The sequence below is a fragment of the Actinomadura sp. SCN-SB genome (assembly GCF_043906805.1).
Taxonomy (GTDB): domain Bacteria; phylum Actinomycetota; class Actinomycetes; order Streptosporangiales; family Streptosporangiaceae; genus Spirillospora.
In genome coordinates this window covers 13,203-30,823 of the sequence record NZ_JBIMPP010000083.1, presented here as the reverse complement: position 1 = coordinate 30,823, position 17,621 = coordinate 13,203, and the positions used below count along the sequence as shown (strand labels likewise).

Here is a 17,621-nt window from a genome sequence, read left to right as displayed (position 1 = left end):
GACGCGCCGCGCGCGGTCGGTGAACCTCTCGAACATCTCCTCAGCCCCCTGCTGTGGCCCCGGTGAGGGCCCTGCCGCGGCTCCGCAAGGAAACGGAGTCTATACTTCGCTTCAGCGTAGGGAGCGGCGGCGCCGCCGTCAACGATCGTGGTCGGCATTCGGGCCGCGATCGCCCAGAGCAGAAACGCACGACCACGGGAGCGACCAGCCGATGGCCTCGTACGAGCCCGCCCCTGCGGGGAGACCGCAGCCCACTCCCGCGGGGAGACCGCTCCGCGCGGACGCCCGGCGCAACCGGACGCGCATCCTCGAAGCGGCCGAGGCCGTCTTCGCCGCCAAGGGCTCCGCCGCCTCGACCGAGGAGATCGCGCAGCAGGCGGGCGTGGGCATCGGCACCGTCTTCCGGCACTTCCCCACCAAGGAGGCGCTGCTTCAGGCGATCATCGGGGCGCAGGCGGCGCGGCTGGCCGACGACATCGAGGGGCTGCTGCGCGGCGGCGACCCGGCCACCGCGCTGTTCACCTTCTTCACCGGCATGACCGAGCGGGCGGCACGCACCAAGACCGTGATCGACCTGCTCGCCGAGGCGGGCATCGACATCAGCGTGTCCAAGCCCGTGCACGGCCTGCGCCGGGCCATCGAGGACCTGCTGACCAACGCGCAGGACGCGGGCACCGTACGCAAGGACGTCAGCGCGCCGGAGGTGATCGCGCTGCTCGTGGGGGTGTGCCAGGCGACGGTGCACACCGCGTGGGACCGGGACGTCATGAACCGGACGCTGGCGATCGTGTTCGACGGGCTCCGGCCAAGGCCGTGAACCGCAGGGCGTTCCGGACGGCCGCCCCACCCGGATCGTTGTTGAAGTAGACGTAGGCGTCGTTCTCGTCCGCGTCCCAGGTGTCGGCCAAGCGCCGCGCCCACGTCCGCAGCGCCTGGTCGCCGTAGTTGGGCCACGGCCGGGCGGCGCCCTCGTGGAACCGCAGGTACCCCCAGTCCGCGGTGCGCCACAGCGGGTTCTGGGGACGTCCCAGGCGATCGGCCCAGCACAGCGCCGCACCATGCCTCTCCAGGACGGCGCGCGTCTCATCCGTCCACCAGGAGACGTGCCGGGGCTCGACCGCCACCCGCACCTCGCGCGGGAACTGCGCCAGGCAGTCCGACAGCACGCCGGGGTCGGCCCGCAGGGTGGGCGGCAGTTGCAGCAGGACGGGCCCGAGCCGGGGGCCCAGCACCCGAGCCACCCCCATCAACCGCGCCACCGGCTCCGCCGGGTCCCTGAGCCGCCTGATATGGGTCAGATAGCGGCTGGCCTTGAGCGCCATCACGAACCCATCGGGCGTCCTGTCCCTCCAGGACTCGAAGGTCTCCCTGCGCGGCAGCCTGTAGAACGCCCCGTTGTTCTCGCACGTCGGGAACACTTCGGCGTACCGCTCAAGCCACAGCCGCTGGGGAAGCCCCTTCGGGTAGAGGACCCCACGCCAGTGCGCGTACTGCCACCCCGAAGTGCCGACGTACACAGGCATGGGCGGTTCATTCCCTCTACCCGCGAGATGAGTCCAGGCGTCTAACCCGCGGCCGTACGCAAGAGACGTTCAAAGACTTCAACCGGCTGCGCACCGCTCACCAGGTACCGCCCATTGGCCACGAACGCGGGCACGCCCCTCACCCCGATCTCGGCCGCCTCCCTTTCATCGGCCCGTACGGCGTCGGCGTACCGGTCCCCCTTCAGGACCTCCCACGTCGCCGCCTCATCAAGCCCGGCCTTCGTCACCTCCGCGACCAGGGTCTCCCGGTCGCCCAGGGCAACACCCTCACTCGTGTAGGCCGTCATCAGCCGTTCCCGCACGGCGTCCCCCACACCCTGGTCGGCCGCGAAATGCATCACCCGATGGGCGTCGAACGAGTTCACCGGCCACGACTCGTCCAGCCGGTACGTCAGCCCCACCTCGGCCGCGATCGTGGTCACCCGGGCATTGGCCTCCGCGGCCTGCTCCGCGGTCATCCCGTACTTCCGCTGCAAAAGCTCAGGCGCCCGCTCCACCGCCTCCGTGGGCGCGTTCGGGTCGAGCTCGAAACTCCGCCACCGCACCCGCACCGCGTCACGATGCTCGAAACCCTCAAGCGCGGCCTCGAACCTCCGCTTCCCAATGAAGCACCAAGGGCATACAAGGTCCGACCAGACATCAACCGTGATCTCCACCATGTACGCAGCGTACGCGCCGGAACTGGCAGCATGTCATGCGTGGACAGAGCCTCCGTCGCAGCATGGGTTGACGCCTACGAACGAGCCTGGCGAACCCCCGGCACCGAGCCGCTGGCCGACCTGTTCTCCCCGGACGTCTCCTACCTGCCGTCCCCATGGGCGACCCCGATCCAGGGCCTCTCCAACCTCACCCCATGGTGGGACTCCGAACGCCAGGGCCCCGACGAACCGTTCACCATAACCCGCGACATCGTGGCCGTCGACGGCGACACGGCCGTAGTGAGGCTGGAAGTCCACTACCAGCAAGACACCCCGTCCCGTTGGCGCGACCTCTGGATCCTGCGCTTCGACGACGAGGGCCTTTGCACCGCCTTCGAGGAGTGGCCCTTCACTCCAAGCCAACCGGACGGCCACTGAACGCTTATTCCCTATTCGACTGATCATTCAGTAATGTCGGCATCCCGAAAATCTGGGAAGGAGCCGGGATGCTGAAGGCCGCCCTGCGTAAGACCCTGCCCGTGCTGGGCGCCGCCCTGCTGATCGGCTCCATGCCGGGTGCGGCGCTGGCCACCGACCGCAACGGGCAGGTGGCGCGGGTGATGACGCGCAACCTGTTTCTGGGCGCCGACCTCACCCCGGCGCTCGGCGCGCCCGACCTCCCCTCGTTCGTCGACGCCGGTGGCGCGGTGGTGCGGCAGGTGACCGCGACGAACTTCCCGGTGCGGGCGCGCGGCCTGGCGGCGGAGATCCTCGGCCAGCGGCCGGATCTGGTCGGCCTCCAGGAGGTCGCCCTGTGGCGTACGGGCCCGCCCTCGCTCGCCCCGGTCCTCGGCGGCCCCAAGACGGCCACCACGGTCCGCTACGACTTCCTGCGCCTGCTCCTCGACCGCCTGAACGCCGGCAAGGTGCGCTACCGGCCGGTCGTCGTCCAAGAGGAGTTCGACTTCGAGGCGCCGGTCAACGAGAACACCGTCCGCGGCGACGGCCCCCAGCCCACGCCGGACGCCGAACTCAACGTCCGCCTCACCATGCGCGACGTCATCCTGGCCCGCGTCGACGGCGGCGTGCACACCTCCGCCGCGGCGGGCGGCTCCTTCCAGAATCTGCTCACCGTGCCGGTCGTCGGCGTCCCCATCACGGTGACCCGCGGCTGGACCAAGGTCGACGCGAAGGTACGCGGTGCGCGGTTCCGCCTCGTCAACACCCATCTCGAGGCGTTCGACCCACGCACGGTCCACCCGAGCATCCGCGCCCGCCAGGCCGCCGAACTGGTCGCCCCGGGCGGCCCCGCCACCGGCCGCCTGCCCGTGGTGCTCCTGGGCGACCTCAACTCCGACGACGACACCGTCGTCCCCGACGACCAGCAGGCGTACCGCGTCCTGCTGGACGCCGGCCTGGTCGAGCGAAGCACCGCCGTCCCGCTCAGCTGCTGCATCAACTCGCCCAACCTGAACACCGGCACCGCCGCCGATTTCGACCACCAGGTCGACCACATCATGACCAACGCCCCGGCCACCGTCCGCCTCCTGAACTCAACGGTCACCGGCCGCTCCATGACCAACGGCCTCTGGAACTCCGACCACGCCGGAATAACCAGCACCCTCCACATCCACCAGAAACACGACCACCACTGAACATAAACGGGACGGCCGAGCGGCGTGGACCCGGGCTGGCGCCCGATCCCACCGCTCGGCCCTCGCAGTCATCGGCCACAAACCACCTGCCGGACATCACCTGCGACAGGCCGCCCGACAGCGCTGAGGAAGCGCGCGGAATCGGACACGTGGCAATAGGTCACCCGCTCTACTGACCTGCGCGAACTGACGTGGTCCCACGTCGTCGCCTACGACAAGGACCAAGACCGCTGGTCGCCGGTGCACGAAGTCGGCTGCAAGCACGAGGAATTCGCGGTCTTCGTGTGGTGCTCCGTCCGGGCCCGCGGCGACACGAAGACCAAGAAGTCTCGGCGCACGCTCAAGCTCCCAGCGGTCCTGGTACTCCCTACACGATCTCTGGGAGAGCTTTCCGGAGCCGTCCGCGCCGGAAGCCCTGCTGTTCCCCGGAGAGAACGGGCGGGTCCGGGAAGCCATGACCGTCCTTGGGGCGTTCCGGCGCGAGGTCATCGCTCCGGCCGGGCCGGACACCGATGCCTGGGCGCCCCGCGAGCTACGGCACAGTCCTCTCTCTGTTGTCCGACAGAGAGGTCTCTGGACAGGATCGCGCTGTTGGTGGGTCACAGCGGGACGTAGGTCACGGAGAAGGTCTACCGGCCGGTGATCCGGGGCGGTGCCGAGGCCATGGCTCTGATCTTCACCGATCTCCACTCGACCGGCTGATACCCAGTTTGATGGCCGAAACGGCAGTCAGGCCCGTCTCCGGCGCTAGAGACGGGCCTGACCTGGAGTTTTAAGGGTGTCGATCTGCTCCCGCGATTGGACTCGAATCAACTTAGGCCCCATCCGACCAGGTCAGAAGCCTGACCGACCTGTACACGCCCGGCTTTTGAGAGCCGTCGATGTCCGTCCCGTGTCGCTCGCATCGTCACGCAGTTCGTCACGCACGGAGAACTCCCGGGAGCCTCCCCCACGTGAAGCGAAGCCACAGAGAGCCCCAGGGCCCGTTGAGAACATGCCGCACAGCCATCAACGGCGGCCCGCAAACGGGCAGGTGCGAGTCAGTCGGTATATCAGGTGAACCCGTGAACTGGCTCTGGCAGCATTGGTGCATGAGCACCGAGTCGCCTACGTCAATAACGGGTCCTTCAGCATCTCAGGTCGCCGAAGCGGAGATCCTGCGCCAAGAAGTCGCCCGTCAGCATGTCGTCTCTCAGGTGCTCTTGAGGCGCTGGGCGGTACCGAACCGGCAAGGTAGTGGTCTGGCTTTGGTTAAGTTCGATCTTGAACACCCTGATCGCAACCACAAGCTCAAGTCACCGAGGGCGTGCGCGTACGCAGACCACTTCGTGCCCGTCGACTCTGCCACCATCGAAGCCCTGTGGGGCGGGACCGAGAAACGAGTACCCGTTTTGTTCGCCGCCATCGATGGCGGCGACCCGTTCGCTGATGACGACACCGTACAGATTTATCGAGATCTAGTTGCCCTGCATTTCGCGCGGTCATATCGCTACAGGTCAGTCTACAGAACTTCATATGAGAAGGCGTTCGAGAGCCTGCGTGCAAACATGCTCGGCCCACGACGGGAGCTGCTCCGACGCGAGGCATCCCGCCAAACGGGCCTGTACCTGCCCAGCGGTTCAGCGTTGGAGTCATTCCTTGACAGAATCCTTGCCGAGTCTCTCCCTGCGAAGGGATTCGCGAGTGGGCAGCTGTTCAGAGAAAGCATCGAATCCGCATTCTATAAGGTCAGGGATCTGATAGCCAGCTGGCAGCCGGAGTTGCTGAGGGCCAAGGGAGCTGAGTTTATCGTCGGCGACAATCCTGCGGTATCCATCAGGTGGCATCAAGCTCAGGACTTGTCAAAGCCGGTTACCATCCACACGGCGGTCGGCGACGCTCATACCGTGGTCCTTCCCCTCGGACCTAAACATCTCGTGGCACTCGGACCCAAAAGAATGGTAGCCGAACTGGAAAAGCCAGTAGTCGAATGGTTCAACCGCATTCAGGTGAGTGCGGCTTACCAGCACGTCTTCTTCAAACCCAGCAAAAACACCCTGAAATCGGTGAGAGCCGCCTCGCGATCGTGGCGAGCATCCGATTCGTAATGACTCCTACTAACTCCGCAGTTGCGATTCACGATCACCATGGCGCGATTCTGGTCGTCGACGACTCCCGGCCACGCTGACGGAGCGGAGCGGCATGCTCGTGTTCGACTTCATCGTCGGGCTCCACGAGCTCGGCGTCACTGAGGCGTGTCGCCCCGGGTGGCCTTGCGGAGCTCGTGGTAGCTGGCGGCGAAGGGTGACCACCAGCTGTTGGGGTCGCCAGTGATGATGGCCTGGGCGAGCCTTTTGGCCGAGTCGGTACGGAGAGCGGCGATCGAAGTCTCTTCCCATGGTTCGGTGGGATGCCCCTGGGCCTTGTACTCGGCGGCCTGAAGCAAAGTCTCGATCTTGTCCGCGTCTTTGGCGACGCGCGCCTCGATGGTCTCGGCCGCCTCGAACTCGGCGATGAGGTCCTGGACGAGCTTCGCGACGTCGTCCGGCATACCGGCGGTCTGGTGAGCGGTCACGGCGTGCGGAGTGGCTGTGCGGACATAAGCACGACCAACGCTGGGAACGTCGCCGATGCGGGTCTCGTGAGCGTCGTGGAGCAGGCACATCGCCGCGGTGCGGCCAGCGTCCGCGCCTTCGAGGGCGGCGAGCACGATTCCAACCATGCCAACGCGGGCCGAGTGCTCGGCCACGCTTTCAGGGTTCGCGATGCGCAGCAGTAGCCAGCCGGATCGTGGGATCTGCTTCAGGTGCCCCATCTCATGGAGGAACGCCGCGGTGCCGGCCAGCGGATGCTCTGTGGCATTCGGGGCCGGAAGCTTCGCCTGTTCCCGGACGTACACGCCAGAGCCGACACGGCTGTCCACCCAGCCCTCATCCTTGAGGGTCCGGATCGCGTTCTGGACGGTCATGCGCGCAACCCCGAAATAGTCGGCCAGTTCGTGGGTGCTCGGCAGCTGCTGTCCGGGCTCAAGCTCGCCGGTCAGGATCGCGGCTCGGATGCTGGCGGCGATCTGGACGTTGGCTGGCCGCTTGTCGGCTGGGTCGATCCGCTGCATAGACACACCTTACCCATCTGCCTAGGCAGATGGCTTGACCGACCTGACTAGGTCAGTCTACAGTCAGACTAGCTCGACTGTCCTAGTGAACTAGGGCGGTTACGTGCCGACGTCTACGGACCCCCGCGGTCCCCTACTGCCATGGAGGTATCCCCTCGTGTCCATCTCGTCCTTGCAGACACCGTCGTCGACGCGGTTGTACCGGGTCACTGAGGCGATGGAGATGTTGTCGCTGTCCCGGACGGTGATCTACGAGCTGATCCGTTCGGGGCGGCTGCGGTCGGTCCGGGAGGGCCGGGCGCGGCGGATCCCGGGTTCGGCGATCGCCGAGTACATCGCGCTGCTGGAGAGCGAGGCCGGCTGATGGCCCGCGGCTCCCACTCCCCCAGTTCGGCCGGTCCCGGACCCATGTCGGGTTTGCGGGTGCGGCTGATGGGGCTGCCGGAGGAGGTCGCGGCCGGCGCCGAGGTGCTTGCCGAAGTCTCCGAGGCGTCCGAGGCATACCCGTGCCGTGGTGCCTCGGCGAATGTGCGCGCCTACCTGCAGGTGCGATTCAAGAGCTCGCAGACGTAGAGCGGCCCTCGTCCTGGCGACGCAACCGCCGGACGAGGGCCTTGATCGGACCGTGGAGGTCCAACCCGATGAACTCTCATTCTCACACGACCGACCACATGGGCGCCGACGACCAGGGCTCAGTGACCCCCTCGATCACGCCGGACATGGTGTATGCCGCCCGCAAGCGCGCCATCGGCGCCGACCTCACACCCTTGGCTGAGGCCCCGGTCAGGATTCGCGACCAGTACACCCGGTTCGCAGCCGAGCTCAACAAGCTGGCTACGCCAAAGCGCGCCGTGCCCGCCAGCGACCTCGATCCCAGTACGGGCAGGCCGGTCACGCCGGAGCACCTGCAGGGGATCGCGCTGCTGGCCGATGAGCTGGCCGAGGCCATCCGGGCAGCGCACACCGACTTCCAGTCTGGCTCGGCTGGGCCGGTGGCCATGACGATGGACGAGCGGACAACAGGTGACCTGACCCGGCGGGCCGGGTTCCGGCTGCCGGAGGCGGCAGGGCAGGCCCGCGAAGTCGGTCGTGAGCTGCGCGCGGCGGCCGAGACGTTGGAGCGGATCGCGGCGGTGCCGACCGATGCGTGTCGGATCGGCTGGCCGGTGTGCCCTCAGCACGGGAACACCATCTCGGCGACCGGGGGCCGGTCGTGGTGCCGTGCCATGGGCTGTGATCGCCGCTGGGACTACGACCGCGGCGATATCCCGTGCCCCGAGCCGGTGCGGTGGCGGGTCACCGACGCCGCTGGCGGTGACGGGCTGATGTGTGACGGGCACGCCTTGGACGCGCGTACCCGCCTGGCCGGCGGCACCGTTGTTCCACTCGGCGATGAGCCCTCGGGCCGGGACGGAGGCCGGTGATGGCGCGCAAGACGCAGGGCCCGGCCGTGACCGATCCGCGGGAGCTGGCGGCCGAGCTGGAACGTGAACGGGAGCTGGCGGCGGCCAAGCGGGCCGATGAGCTGGCCCGGGCGCGCGCCGAGGCCGCGCACCAGCGCGCGACTCGGGACGTGGCCGAGGAGAGCAGGCGCGCCGAGCTGGAGCGCACCGAGCGTGAGGCTGCCGCTGCCGCGGACGCCGAGCTGGCCGCGCTGTACCGGACCTACCGCGCCGAGGGAGAGCGGACCCGGATCAAGGCGCTGATGGCCCGCTCCGGCGAGGCCCGCGCCCTGGCCCTGGCCCGGCTGCGCGCGCTGAACCTGCGGATCCTGGTCCCGGTGCTGGTCGGGTGCGCGGCCTGGTCGACGACCGGTGTGCAGGCCGGCGCCGCCCGGCTGATGGGAGTGGACGCGCACACCACGGTGTGGTGGGCGCTGTGGATCCTGGAGCCGGTGCTGATCTCGGCCGTGGTCTGGATCATCATCGTGCGGGCCCGGCTGGCCGCCAACGGCGGCAAGCTCGACAACTCGGCCGAGAAGATCGCCGCCGGTTCGCTGGTCACCAGCATCTTCCTCAACCTGGTCGCGGCCATCCCGCAGGACGCCGCGCACGCCGGGCCCGAGGCCATCGGCAGCATGTTCGCGCATGCCCTCGGCCCGGTCGGCGCCGCGGTGACCGCGCACCTGATCGGCGTGATCGACCACAGCATCGCCGACGCCGACCCCTGGCACGACGAGCACGGCGACCCGACGCTGCGGCTGGCCGAGATGTTCGAACACGCCCCCGGCGCCCAGGCTCACACCGTGCCCGTTCCGCGCCCCGAGGAGGCGCCGCTGGAGGGTGCGCGGCGCGTTCCTGAGGCGTTCCCCGTGACCGCGTGGCCGGTGCCGCGCCAGGGGCGGCGGGCGCTGCCTGTCATCGCCCGTCCCGCCGCCGAGGCCGTGTCCGAGCCATATGGCGGGGACGGGCAGCGAACCGGCGCCTATCGGCCACGACGGGCCAAGGCGGGAACGCCGTCCGGGGCCTCGCGGAGGCGTCCGAACAAGGGTGTTCCGGTACCGCCGTCCGCGCGTCCCTCGGCGACGCCGCCGCGCCGCCGGACCGATGACGAACTGGTCCAGGAACTGACGGACGCGATCGACGCCGGGCGCGTTCCCGAAGACGCCCCCTACCGCGCGATCAAAGCCGCCCTGGGGATCGGGTACGAGCGGGCGCGGCATGTGCGCGAGCTGTATGAGCAGCGGGCGCGCGACCTGGAGGCCGAGATCGTGGCCGACCTGCCCGACACCGGCGACCGGCCCGGCCGCGACGGCCAGGCGGCCGTCCCGGCTCGCCGACCGCTGACCGTGGTCGGAGGTGAGCGGTGATGGCGGCTGCCAAGACGATCGCGGCGCCGTCTCCGCTGACGCTGTCGCGGAATCCGGCCGAGCTGCGCAGGGCGGTCGCGGTGGCGAACGCCCGCGCGCAGGAGTGGCGGCTTCGGTACGCCGAGCTGCACATGGCCTACGTCCAGCTGCTGACGCACGCCCGCGCGGCGGTCGCGGCGGCTGCGGCCGGTGAGCTGGCTCCGACCGCCTACATCGCCGGTCACCTGGAGGAGATCGGTCTCTCCCCGGCGCCGGGCGCCGTTCCGGACGCTCTGGTAGCCGAGGGCCTGGCGGTGGCTGCCGAGCTGGCGCGGGAGCGGTCATGACGGGCCGCCGCCCGTGCCTGGCCTGCGACGCCCGCCTGGCGGTGCTGGGTGCCGACGCCGCGCTGGTCCGGTTGGCGGGGACGGCGCGCGAGCTGTTCCCGCTGTGCCGTCGCTGCCGCGCCGCCGGCGTGGTCTACCTGCTGCATTTCTCCCGGCCCTACCAGCACGCGCGGCACTACTCGGGCACACCCGCGACCTGGAGACCCGTCTGTTCCAGCACGAGATGGGCACGGGCGCGCGACTGCTGCAGGTGGTGCGCGCGGCCGGAATCGAGTGGCGGCTGGCCCGTGTCTGGCCTGGTGACCGCTACCGCGAGCGCGCGATCAAGCGGCAGGGCGGCGCGTCGCGGTGCTACCCGCTGTGCGGAGTGCGGCCGCGGCCCCGGCTGGCGGCCGCCGCACCCGGATGCCCGGCGCCGGTGGGCGCCTGGCCCTCGCTGGTGGCCGGGGGTGCCCGGTGACCACCACCCCGATCATCAGGGGCCATCCGGTCCCTGAGCTGCAAAAAGGCCCCGCCGGAGGAGTCCCTAGGAAAGACATCCGGCGAGGCCACCTCACAGAGAGGCAGGTCCCAGTATGTCCGATCAGCGCACCAGCAGCGGTGGAAGCGCCACCGCGCCGACGTCCTCGATGTGGAAGTCGTCCTTTCCCAAGGGCAAGGACCCACGTCAGAGCGACAGCAAGGGCAAGTGAGCGTGTGCTGCCCCAAGTGCGGCAGCGCCGGCCCGGTGACCTGGAAGGGCCGCGAGGGCGGCACCGGCCGCAGCCAGGACGTGTGGCAGTGCAGCCGGGACGGCCGGTTCACCACGCCCGCCCGGTAGGGCCGCAGGTCACGCCGCTGCTGGCCGGGGTGTGCGGGTACTGGTCGGCGGCCGCCGGCGCGTGCGGCAGCACCACCGCGGTGCGTCCGTACCCGGTCGGGCCGCGGTGCCCGGCGCATTGCCCCTCGGCCCTGGCGGGCCGTCCGCATCCCGATGACCTGCTGAGACAGGTCAATGCCGCCCGCGCCGAGCGGGACGGCCAGTCCTGATCCCTCTAGCCGGCCGGGGGCCAGGCTTCCTTGGCCTGGATCTGGCCCCCGGCCATCTCCTGCAGATCTGAGTCCGAAGGAGGACCTTCATCATGAACCAGCAGGCGCCGACCCAGGTGCCGGGGGAGGCCACGGGCGGGTTGATCATGACCCTGCTCATCCTGGGTTTCCTCTGGTACATCCTCAAGCACAAGAAGGCCAGGCCCACGCACGTGGTCGCGGCGTTCACCGCGGGTGTGCTGCTGTCGGGCTCGCTGTTCGGCCTGATGGCCCGGCAGGTGACCGCGTCGCTGGGCACCGGCGTCGCCACGATGTTCAGCACCGTCACCGGCCCCGGCTCGGGGGGCTCCGGGAGCGGCGGCTGAGTCTGTGGCTCCAGGGGTGGGCCGGTGCGGCCCCGGTCTCACGGCGGTGTCTCACCGGCCTGTCTCACCCCTTCCAGATTCCCTCTTGACAAACCCCAAGGCGCGCGCGCACGCGCGCGCGCGAACCCGCTCCTTGAGACACCCCTGTGAGACGCCCCGTCCGGGAGGTACATCCGTGGCTTTGTCGCCTGCCGAGCTCGCCCGCCGGCGCCGGGTCAACCGGGCCGAGCACTACGCGGCCAAGCGCCGCGCCGCCCGCGCCGCCGGGAAACCGGCGGCCGCCGCCGCTGCGGCCTGGGACCACTGGCGCGGCCTGGTGGCCGAGCTGCCCGACCAGACCGCCGCCTCGTTCGCCGAGGCGATCACCCAGACGCTGGACGCCCACATCGCCCAGATCACCCGGATCCTCGAAGGAGACCAGCCGTGAGCCAGCACCAACCCGAGCAGCCCGAGGTGACGCGCGAGGCCGAGCTGCCGCGCCGGTACCGCCTCACGCTGTGGGACCGCATCCGCGGCCGCGCCGCCATGGCAGGCGGGTCCGACGGCACCACACCGGCGCAGCAGGCGGAACAGGCCGCACGCGAGTACGCCGCCGCGTTCGGCACCGGCCAGCAGGACGAGCCGCGGGTGAGCCTGGTCAAGGAGCGGGACCGGCCGCCGTTGACGACCGGTGAGGCCGTGGAGGCCGCCGCCAGGCGGGCGGCCAAGCGGGCGGCCGGTCAGGTCAACGGGCGGCTGTGGCTGGCGATCGTGGGGCAGCGGGCGCGGATGCGCCGCGGCTGGCCGGTCGCCCGCGCCCGGGCCCGTGCGTGGCTGACCACCGCCGACATCACCGATGAGCAGATGGTCGAGCGGGTGGCCAAGGACCGCAGGGCCCAGGCCAAGGCCGCCGCCCGCGAGGCGGTCGAGCTGGCCGCGGCCACCGACCGCCAGGACCGGGCCCGTGCCCGCCAGGCCAAGGAACACGCGCGGATGCTGGAGGCCGAGGCCACTGCCAAGCTTGCCCCCGAGGAGATCGAATCGGCCCGCGCCAGGCTGCGGTGGGCGCGTGGCGGCGGGACCGCCGTCGCCGTGGTGGCGGTGCTGCAGTCGGCCGCAGTACACCCGCTGGTGATGCTGGCCGCAGTGGCGGCCGCCGTGGTGGTCGTGTGGCGGTGCGGTGCCGCTCCGGCCGAGGCCGGGGACGCGGCCGCAGCGGCCGAGGAGGTGCCGGCGGCGCCTGCGCCCGGTCCGGCGCCGGTCGGTATCGAGGACACCCCGCCGCACGGTTTTCCCGCCGTTGACGCGCCCCTCACCGCCCCCGGCCAACCGGGCGGCCCCGGAGGTCCGGTCGAGGCCGCCGCGGGCCGGTACGGGTTGCCCGATGATGCCCTGCTGCGGTCGGCGCCGCCCCGGGCGGGCGGTGGCCGGGAGGCCGAACGCGTCAGCGCGCAGATCGCCAAGGTGTTCGCCGATCACAAGGTCGATGCGCGCGTGGTCGGCTACACCCGGGGCCCGACCGTCACCCAGTACGAGATCGCGGTGGGCGACGGCACCAAGGCCGAGAAGATCACCGGCCTGCACAAGACGCTCGCGGTGGCCACCAAGGCGCCGCAGCTGCGGATCCTGACGCCGATCCCCGGCAAGTCCGCGATCGGGCTGGAGATCCCCAACGAGACCAAGGAGATCGTCAGCCTCGGGGACGTGCTGCGCGCCGCGGCCGCCGAGTCCGCGCGGCACCCGCTCATCGTCGGCCTCGGCAAGGACGTCGAGGGCCGCACGGTGGTGGCCAACCTGGCCAAGATGCCGCACCTCCTGGTCGCCGGCGCGACCGGTGCGGGCAAGTCCACCTGCATCAACGGCCTGATCATCTCGATGCTGATGCGGGCCACCCCCGACGAGGTCCGGATGATCCTGATCGACCCCAAGAGGGTCGAGCTGACCCACTACCAGGGCATCCCGCACCTGCTCACCCCCATCATCACCAACCCGCGCAAGGCCGCCGAGGCCCTGACGTGGGTCACCGGCGAGATGGACCGCCGCTACGACGCCCTGGCCGCCACCGGGTTCCGGCACATCGACGACTTCAACGCCGCCGCCCAGGCCGGAAAGTTCAAGGCCCCCGTCAACGGCCACCCCGCCAAGCCCTTCCCGTACCTGGTCGTGATCGTGGACGAACTGGCCGACCTGATGATGGTCGCGCCCAAGGACGTGGAGAGCTCCATCGTCCGCATCACCCAGCTCGCCCGCGCCGCCGGGATCCACCTGGTGCTGGCCACCCAGCGCCCCAGCGTGGACGTGGTCACCGGACTGATCAAGGCCAACGTCCCGTCCCGGCTGGCGTTCGCCGTGTCATCCCTGGCCGACAGCCGCGTGATCCTGGACGGCCCCGGCGCCGAGAAGCTTCTCGGCCAGGGCGACGCGCTGTTCAACCCGGTCGGCGCCTCCACCCCGATCCGGCTGCAGAACGCCTACGTCTCCGACAAGGAGATCGCCCGCGTGGTCCGGCACTGCAAGCGCCAGGGCGCGCCCGCCGGCGACGCCGTCGACCTGGACCACCACGACCGGCCCGAGGACGCCACCACGAACGCCACGGCCGGCCATGGCGAGGCCGGGACCGCCCCGTACGAGGCCGGACACGCCGCCGTCCCCGCCAGCGATGCCCCGGCCCAAGCAGGCACATCCGCGCCCGCTGGCGGGCCCGCTCACCGCACGGAACCGACCCCGGCCCCCGCCGAGCACCCAGCGCCGGACGCCGCTCCGCAGGCGACCCCGGACGCCCCGCAAGGCGAGGGTGAGCCGCCGATGCCCGAGCAACTGCTGACGGCCTTGCGGGCGGGCGGAGGCGGCCCGCTGACCTGGCAGCCGCTGGCCGAGGCCACGGGGCTGAGCCGCCCCAGCATCTACCGGCACATGGCCCGCCTCGTGGCCGAGGGCCGAGTCCAGCCCGCCCAGGGCGGCGGCTGGCAGCTCCCCGCCCGCCAGGACCAGCGGGACGAGCCCGGCGCGCAGGACGCCGAGCAGCACCGCGACCACGCCCCCGGCCCCGCCGGCGACGGCCAGGCCGAGAGCGAGGCACGCCACCAGGCGTGACCAACCGGCGGCGGGCACCGGCCCGTCGCCCCTACACCGAAAGGGGAACCGATCACATGTCCGACGACCGCACGACCGCCCTGCAGGTCCTGAACCTGGACCTGGACCAGGTCGCCGACATCACCGACCGGCTGGAGGACGACGGCCTGACCCAGGCCGCCGAGGTGATGGACGCGATGACCACCTTCGCCCAGTCCATCGACACCGTCCTGGACGGCGGCGGCGCCCAGCTGTACAGCGAGACGCTGGAGATGCGCCGCTCCCACCGGGCCGCCCTCACCGCCCTCGTCGACATCGTCCGCGACCGGCTCGGCGGCATCCTGCGCAACAGCGCCATCGGGGAGTCGATGAGCAACCCCGAGGACGCCGACCGGCTCAACGAGAGCCTGCGCACCCTCGGCGACGCGCTGACGGCGATCGTCGAGGACCTCGCCCGCGTCCCGGCCCGCAACTGACCAGGCCATGACCTGACGGCCCCGGCGCCGCACATCTTCCACAACGCCCGCGCCGGGGCCGTCCCGACCGACCCCCTCCACATCCCTCGGAAGGAGAACCGATCAATGAGCACAATCCCACGACCGGCCGGCCGCCCCGAACACGGCCCCGGCACCGACGACGCCCTGCGCGGCGGCGTCGCCGCCTGCTTCTTCATCATCGGCGCGGTGTGCACGCTGACCGGCCTGACCGGCGAGGCGGCCTGGCCCGCCACGGCGGCCGTGCTGGCGGCCGCGCCGCTGGTCGGCGCCCACACCTACGCCACCAGCACCGTCCTCATCAGAAGGTGCCCCTGATGATCGACGTGCGCATGCCCACCCGCGAAGGCGAGCGGCTGGTCCAGGCGCTGCGGATCGCCGCCGGCGCCATGCCCGCTCCCACCGACCCCGCCGACCGGCGGGCCCACCTCGCGCTCGGCGATGAGGTCAAAGGCGGCCTGGACGCCGCGACCCGCCCGGCCCGGCCCGCGGGTGAGCCCACCGGCCTGACCTGATCAGCCCCAGGCCCGGGCCGCCGGACGGCCCGGGCTTTTTCGCCCATCAAGTCACACCAGCCGCACCATGCACACCCAATGCGAAGCATGTCCGCGCATCCGAGAGGGAGTCTGCCTTGGCCAACCTCACCGTCGTTCCCGACCCTGACGATGACGTCGACCTGGCCCGGTCGTTGCCGCACGACCTCAGCGCCGAGCAGCAGGTCCTCGGGGCGATGATGCTGTCACCCCGGGCGGTGACCGAGGCCCGGGCGTTGCTGGACGGCGGCGAGTTCTACCGGCCCGCCCATCAGGTGATCTGGCAGGCCATCTGCGCACTGGCCGATCGCGGCGACCCCTGCGAGCCCACCGCCGTCGCGGCCGAGCTGGGCGCCCGGCAGCTCGGCAAGGTCGGTGGCGCCCCCTACCTGCACACCCTGATCGCCGAGACGATCTCCTCGGCCCAAGTCGGCTACTACGCGCACCGGCTGGCCGATCTCGCCTACGCCCGCGAGGTCGCCTCAACCGGAATCCGGCTCACCCAGCTCGGCCGCCAAGCCGCCGACGGCGAGTCCACCGACCTGCGCGGCGCGGTCACTGCCGCCGTCCAGCACATCACCACCGCGGACGCGCGCAACTGGCCAGCGCCTACGCCACTGGAGGCCACGCGGGAACTGCCGACCTTTCCGTTGCCGACGCTGCCGGACTGGCTCGGCGAGTACGCCGCACGGCTGGCAGAGCAGACCCAGACGCCGCACGACCTGGCCGGCTGCCTCGGCCTGGCGGTGCTCGCCGTCGCCGCCGGCGGCAAGGTGTGGGTCCAGGCCCGCGGCTGGCGCGAGCCCACCAACATCTTCACCGTCATCGCCCTCGGCCCCGGCAATCGCAAATCCGAGGTGTTCGCCGCGATGACCGCGCCGATCCGGGACGCCGAGGCCGCACTACGGGACGCCGCGCAGCCGGTCATCACCGAAATCGCCCTGCAACGCCGCGTCGCCGAGGCCGACCTGGAAAAGGCCGAAAAGGCAGCGATCAACGCCATCGACGCCGTCGTTCGTGAGCAGCACCTGGGCGATGCGCAGATCGCCGCTGAACGGCTCGCCGAGCTGCAGGTGCCGCCTGAGCCGCGGCTGTTCTCCGACGACGCCACCCCCGAAGTCCTGACCTCGCTGCTCGCCCAGCAGGGCGGCCGGATGGCGGTGCTGTCCCCCGAAGGCGAAATCTTCTCCATCGCCGCCGGCCGCTACAGCGGCGCGCCCAACTTCGCCGTCCTCAAGCACGGCCACGCTGGCGAGGGCATGCGCATCGACCGCGTCGGCCGCCCCTCGGAGATCATCGAATCCGCGCACGTGACACTCGGCGTGTGCACCCAGCCCGACGTCCTGGCCGGGCTGGCCGACACGCCCCAATTCCGCGGCCAGGGCCTGCTCGGCCGGATCCTGTACGCGGTGCCGGCCTCGCTGCTGGGCTACCGCGACCACGCCCCCGAACTCATCCCCGCGCACATCACCCAGACCTATGCGGCCACGCTGTCCAGCCTCATCACCCGGCTGCACAGCCTCGCCGAGCCGATCACCCTGAACTTCAGCGACACCGCCATCGCCGCCGTCCAAGAGCTGCTCGCCGACACCGAGCCGCGCTTCCGGCCCGGCAACGACCTGGCGCACATGCCCGACTGGGGCGGCAAATACCCCGGCGCCGTCGTCCGCATCGCCGGCCTCCTCCACCTGGCCCAGCACCATCACGGCGCCTGGCACCGCCCCATCACCGCCGCCACCTTCGCCCAGGCCCGACAGATCGGCGAGTACTTCCTCGCCCACGCCCAAGCCGCCTACGACCTCATCGGCGCCGACCCCGACCTGGCCGACGCCCGCGCCCTGCGCGACTGGATCGTCCGCACCGGCGTCCACCGCTTCACCGCCCGCGACGCCGTACAGGCCCTCAGACCCCGCTTCCGCAAGGTCGCCGACCTGGAGCCAGGGCTACGCGTCCTGGAGGCCCACGGCTGGATCAGGCGCCTGCCCACCCCACCCCGCAACGGCGGCGGCCGCATCCCCGCGGCCGTGTACGAGACCTACCCCGAGGCCCCCGCGGAAGCCACGCCATGACCACCGAACCACGT

At 70.9% G+C, this 17,621-nt stretch carries 21 protein-coding genes; 18 read left to right on the top strand and 3 right to left on the bottom strand.

The window, feature by feature from the left end; translation table 11 throughout:
- Window positions 1–211: 211 nt before the first annotated feature.
- Window positions 212–817 (top strand): TetR/AcrR family transcriptional regulator, encoded by a 606-nt coding sequence (locus tag ACGWYJ_RS34370; RefSeq protein ID WP_395110743.1) that lies wholly within the window; start codon window positions 212–214, stop codon window positions 815–817.
- On the opposite strand, the gene ACGWYJ_RS34365 is transcribed toward ACGWYJ_RS34370, so the two are convergent.
- Window positions 765–1,523, bottom strand: a complete 759-nt coding sequence (locus ACGWYJ_RS34365; protein ID WP_395110742.1) for a DUF72 domain-containing protein — start codon at window positions 1,521–1,523, stop codon at window positions 765–767. The two genes, ACGWYJ_RS34370 and ACGWYJ_RS34365, sit on opposite strands and share 53 nt — an antisense overlap.
- A 41-nt stretch (window positions 1,524–1,564) precedes the next feature.
- Window positions 1,565–2,203: a DsbA family oxidoreductase gene (locus ACGWYJ_RS34360; RefSeq protein WP_395110741.1), complete on the bottom strand. Its 639-nt coding sequence runs from the start codon at window positions 2,201–2,203 to the stop codon at window positions 1,565–1,567.
- A gap of 39 nt (window positions 2,204–2,242) precedes the next feature.
- Here ACGWYJ_RS34360 and ACGWYJ_RS34355 point away from each other — a divergent pair, with 39 nt between their 5' ends.
- From ACGWYJ_RS34355 to ACGWYJ_RS34345, 3 genes are all read left to right on the top strand, one after another.
- Entirely contained in the window at window positions 2,243–2,620 is a 378-nt protein-coding gene (locus ACGWYJ_RS34355; RefSeq protein WP_395110740.1) for a YybH family protein, read from the top strand.
- A gap of 68 nt (window positions 2,621–2,688) precedes the next feature.
- Window positions 2,689–3,837 (top strand): endonuclease/exonuclease/phosphatase family protein, encoded by a 1,149-nt coding sequence (locus ACGWYJ_RS34350; RefSeq protein WP_395110739.1) that lies wholly within the window; start codon window positions 2,689–2,691, stop codon window positions 3,835–3,837.
- 1,091 nt (window positions 3,838–4,928) lie between these two features.
- Window positions 4,929–5,924: a DUF4238 domain-containing protein gene (locus tag ACGWYJ_RS34345; protein WP_395110738.1), complete on the top strand. Its 996-nt coding sequence runs from the start codon at window positions 4,929–4,931 to the stop codon at window positions 5,922–5,924.
- Window positions 5,925–6,061: 137 nt separating this feature from the next.
- On the opposite strand, the gene ACGWYJ_RS34340 is transcribed toward ACGWYJ_RS34345, so the two are convergent.
- Window positions 6,062–6,931, bottom strand: a complete 870-nt coding sequence (locus tag ACGWYJ_RS34340; protein WP_395110737.1) for an HD domain-containing protein — start codon at window positions 6,929–6,931, stop codon at window positions 6,062–6,064.
- Between the two features lie 157 nt (window positions 6,932–7,088).
- Here ACGWYJ_RS34340 and ACGWYJ_RS34335 point away from each other — a divergent pair, with 157 nt between their 5' ends.
- From ACGWYJ_RS34335 to ACGWYJ_RS34270, 14 genes are all read left to right on the top strand, one after another.
- Window positions 7,089–7,295, top strand: coding sequence for a helix-turn-helix domain-containing protein (locus ACGWYJ_RS34335; protein ID WP_395110736.1), 207 nt, complete (start codon window positions 7,089–7,091; stop codon window positions 7,293–7,295).
- 68 nt (window positions 7,296–7,363) lie between these two features.
- Complete coding sequence (locus tag ACGWYJ_RS34330) at window positions 7,364–7,504, top strand: hypothetical protein (protein ID WP_395110735.1); 141 nt, start codon at window positions 7,364–7,366, stop codon at window positions 7,502–7,504.
- A 98-nt stretch (window positions 7,505–7,602) separates the two neighbouring features.
- Window positions 7,603–8,355 (top strand): hypothetical protein, encoded by a 753-nt coding sequence (locus ACGWYJ_RS34325; protein ID WP_395110734.1) that lies wholly within the window; start codon window positions 7,603–7,605, stop codon window positions 8,353–8,355.
- Window positions 8,355–9,740 (top strand): hypothetical protein, encoded by a 1,386-nt coding sequence (locus ACGWYJ_RS34320; protein ID WP_395110733.1) that lies wholly within the window; start codon window positions 8,355–8,357, stop codon window positions 9,738–9,740. The genes ACGWYJ_RS34325 and ACGWYJ_RS34320 overlap by 1 nt, the downstream gene beginning before the upstream one ends.
- Window positions 9,740–10,066, top strand: coding sequence for a hypothetical protein (locus ACGWYJ_RS34315; protein WP_395110732.1), 327 nt, complete (start codon window positions 9,740–9,742; stop codon window positions 10,064–10,066). The genes ACGWYJ_RS34320 and ACGWYJ_RS34315 overlap by 1 nt, the downstream gene beginning before the upstream one ends.
- Before the next feature lie 223 nt (window positions 10,067–10,289).
- Window positions 10,290–10,526, top strand: coding sequence for a hypothetical protein (locus tag ACGWYJ_RS34310; protein ID WP_395110731.1), 237 nt, complete (start codon window positions 10,290–10,292; stop codon window positions 10,524–10,526).
- Between the two features lie 314 nt (window positions 10,527–10,840).
- Window positions 10,841–11,095 carry a hypothetical protein gene (locus ACGWYJ_RS34305; RefSeq protein ID WP_395110730.1) on the top strand — a complete coding sequence of 85 codons (255 nt, stop codon included), beginning with the start codon at window positions 10,841–10,843 and terminating at the stop codon, window positions 11,093–11,095.
- Between the two features lie 92 nt (window positions 11,096–11,187).
- Complete coding sequence (locus ACGWYJ_RS34300; RefSeq protein WP_395110729.1) at window positions 11,188–11,460, top strand: hypothetical protein; 273 nt, start codon at window positions 11,188–11,190, stop codon at window positions 11,458–11,460.
- Window positions 11,461–11,635: 175 nt separating this feature from the next.
- Window positions 11,636–11,887, top strand: coding sequence for a hypothetical protein (locus ACGWYJ_RS34295; protein ID WP_395110728.1), 252 nt, complete (start codon window positions 11,636–11,638; stop codon window positions 11,885–11,887).
- Window positions 11,884–14,532, top strand: coding sequence for a DNA translocase FtsK (locus ACGWYJ_RS34290; protein ID WP_395110727.1), 2,649 nt, complete (start codon window positions 11,884–11,886; stop codon window positions 14,530–14,532). Before ACGWYJ_RS34295 ends, ACGWYJ_RS34290 begins: the two co-directional genes overlap by 4 nt.
- Window positions 14,533–14,588: 56 nt before the next feature.
- Window positions 14,589–14,987 (top strand): hypothetical protein, encoded by a 399-nt coding sequence (locus ACGWYJ_RS34285; RefSeq protein ID WP_395110726.1) that lies wholly within the window; start codon window positions 14,589–14,591, stop codon window positions 14,985–14,987.
- A 105-nt stretch (window positions 14,988–15,092) separates the two neighbouring features.
- The gene (locus tag ACGWYJ_RS34280) at window positions 15,093–15,323 is read left to right on the top strand and encodes a hypothetical protein (protein ID WP_395110725.1); all 231 of its coding nucleotides are present in this window, start codon (window positions 15,093–15,095) and stop codon (window positions 15,321–15,323) included.
- Window positions 15,323–15,520: a hypothetical protein gene (locus tag ACGWYJ_RS34275; protein ID WP_395110724.1), complete on the top strand. Its 198-nt coding sequence runs from the start codon at window positions 15,323–15,325 to the stop codon at window positions 15,518–15,520. The genes ACGWYJ_RS34280 and ACGWYJ_RS34275 overlap by 1 nt, the downstream gene beginning before the upstream one ends.
- A 116-nt stretch (window positions 15,521–15,636) precedes the next feature.
- Complete coding sequence (locus ACGWYJ_RS34270) at window positions 15,637–17,607, top strand: DUF3987 domain-containing protein (protein WP_395110723.1); 1,971 nt, start codon at window positions 15,637–15,639, stop codon at window positions 17,605–17,607.
- Window positions 17,608–17,621 lie beyond the last annotated feature (14 nt).

What these genes read in the sequence shown, in the direction of transcription:
- ACGWYJ_RS34285 (WP_395110726.1), top strand. Translation starts at nt 14,589, where the DNA reads ATGTCCGACGACCGCACGACCGCCCTGCAGGTCCTGAACCTGGACCTG.
- ACGWYJ_RS34300 (WP_395110729.1), top strand. Translation starts at nt 11,188, where the DNA reads ATGAACCAGCAGGCGCCGACCCAGGTGCCGGGGGAGGCCACGGGCGGG.
- ACGWYJ_RS34370 (WP_395110743.1), top strand. Translation starts at nt 212, where the DNA reads ATGGCCTCGTACGAGCCCGCCCCTGCGGGGAGACCGCAGCCCACTCCC.
- ACGWYJ_RS34325 (WP_395110734.1), top strand. Translation starts at nt 7,603, where the DNA reads ATGGGCGCCGACGACCAGGGCTCAGTGACCCCCTCGATCACGCCGGAC.
- ACGWYJ_RS34330 (WP_395110735.1), top strand. Translation starts at nt 7,364, where the DNA reads ATGGGGCTGCCGGAGGAGGTCGCGGCCGGCGCCGAGGTGCTTGCCGAA.
- ACGWYJ_RS34340 (WP_395110737.1), bottom strand. Translation starts at nt 6,931, where the DNA reads ATGCAGCGGATCGACCCAGCCGACAAGCGGCCAGCCAACGTCCAGATC.
- ACGWYJ_RS34350 (WP_395110739.1), top strand. Translation starts at nt 2,689, where the DNA reads ATGCTGAAGGCCGCCCTGCGTAAGACCCTGCCCGTGCTGGGCGCCGCC.
- ACGWYJ_RS34280 (WP_395110725.1), top strand. Translation starts at nt 15,093, where the DNA reads ATGAGCACAATCCCACGACCGGCCGGCCGCCCCGAACACGGCCCCGGC.
- ACGWYJ_RS34345 (WP_395110738.1), top strand. Translation starts at nt 4,929, where the DNA reads ATGAGCACCGAGTCGCCTACGTCAATAACGGGTCCTTCAGCATCTCAG.
- ACGWYJ_RS34315 (WP_395110732.1), top strand. Translation starts at nt 9,740, where the DNA reads ATGGCGGCTGCCAAGACGATCGCGGCGCCGTCTCCGCTGACGCTGTCG.
- ACGWYJ_RS34275 (WP_395110724.1), top strand. Translation starts at nt 15,323, where the DNA reads ATGATCGACGTGCGCATGCCCACCCGCGAAGGCGAGCGGCTGGTCCAG.
- ACGWYJ_RS34365 (WP_395110742.1), bottom strand. Translation starts at nt 1,523, where the DNA reads ATGCCTGTGTACGTCGGCACTTCGGGGTGGCAGTACGCGCACTGGCGT.
- ACGWYJ_RS34320 (WP_395110733.1), top strand. Translation starts at nt 8,355, where the DNA reads ATGGCGCGCAAGACGCAGGGCCCGGCCGTGACCGATCCGCGGGAGCTG.
- ACGWYJ_RS34360 (WP_395110741.1), bottom strand. Translation starts at nt 2,203, where the DNA reads ATGGTGGAGATCACGGTTGATGTCTGGTCGGACCTTGTATGCCCTTGG.
- ACGWYJ_RS34310 (WP_395110731.1), top strand. Translation starts at nt 10,290, where the DNA reads ATGGGCACGGGCGCGCGACTGCTGCAGGTGGTGCGCGCGGCCGGAATC.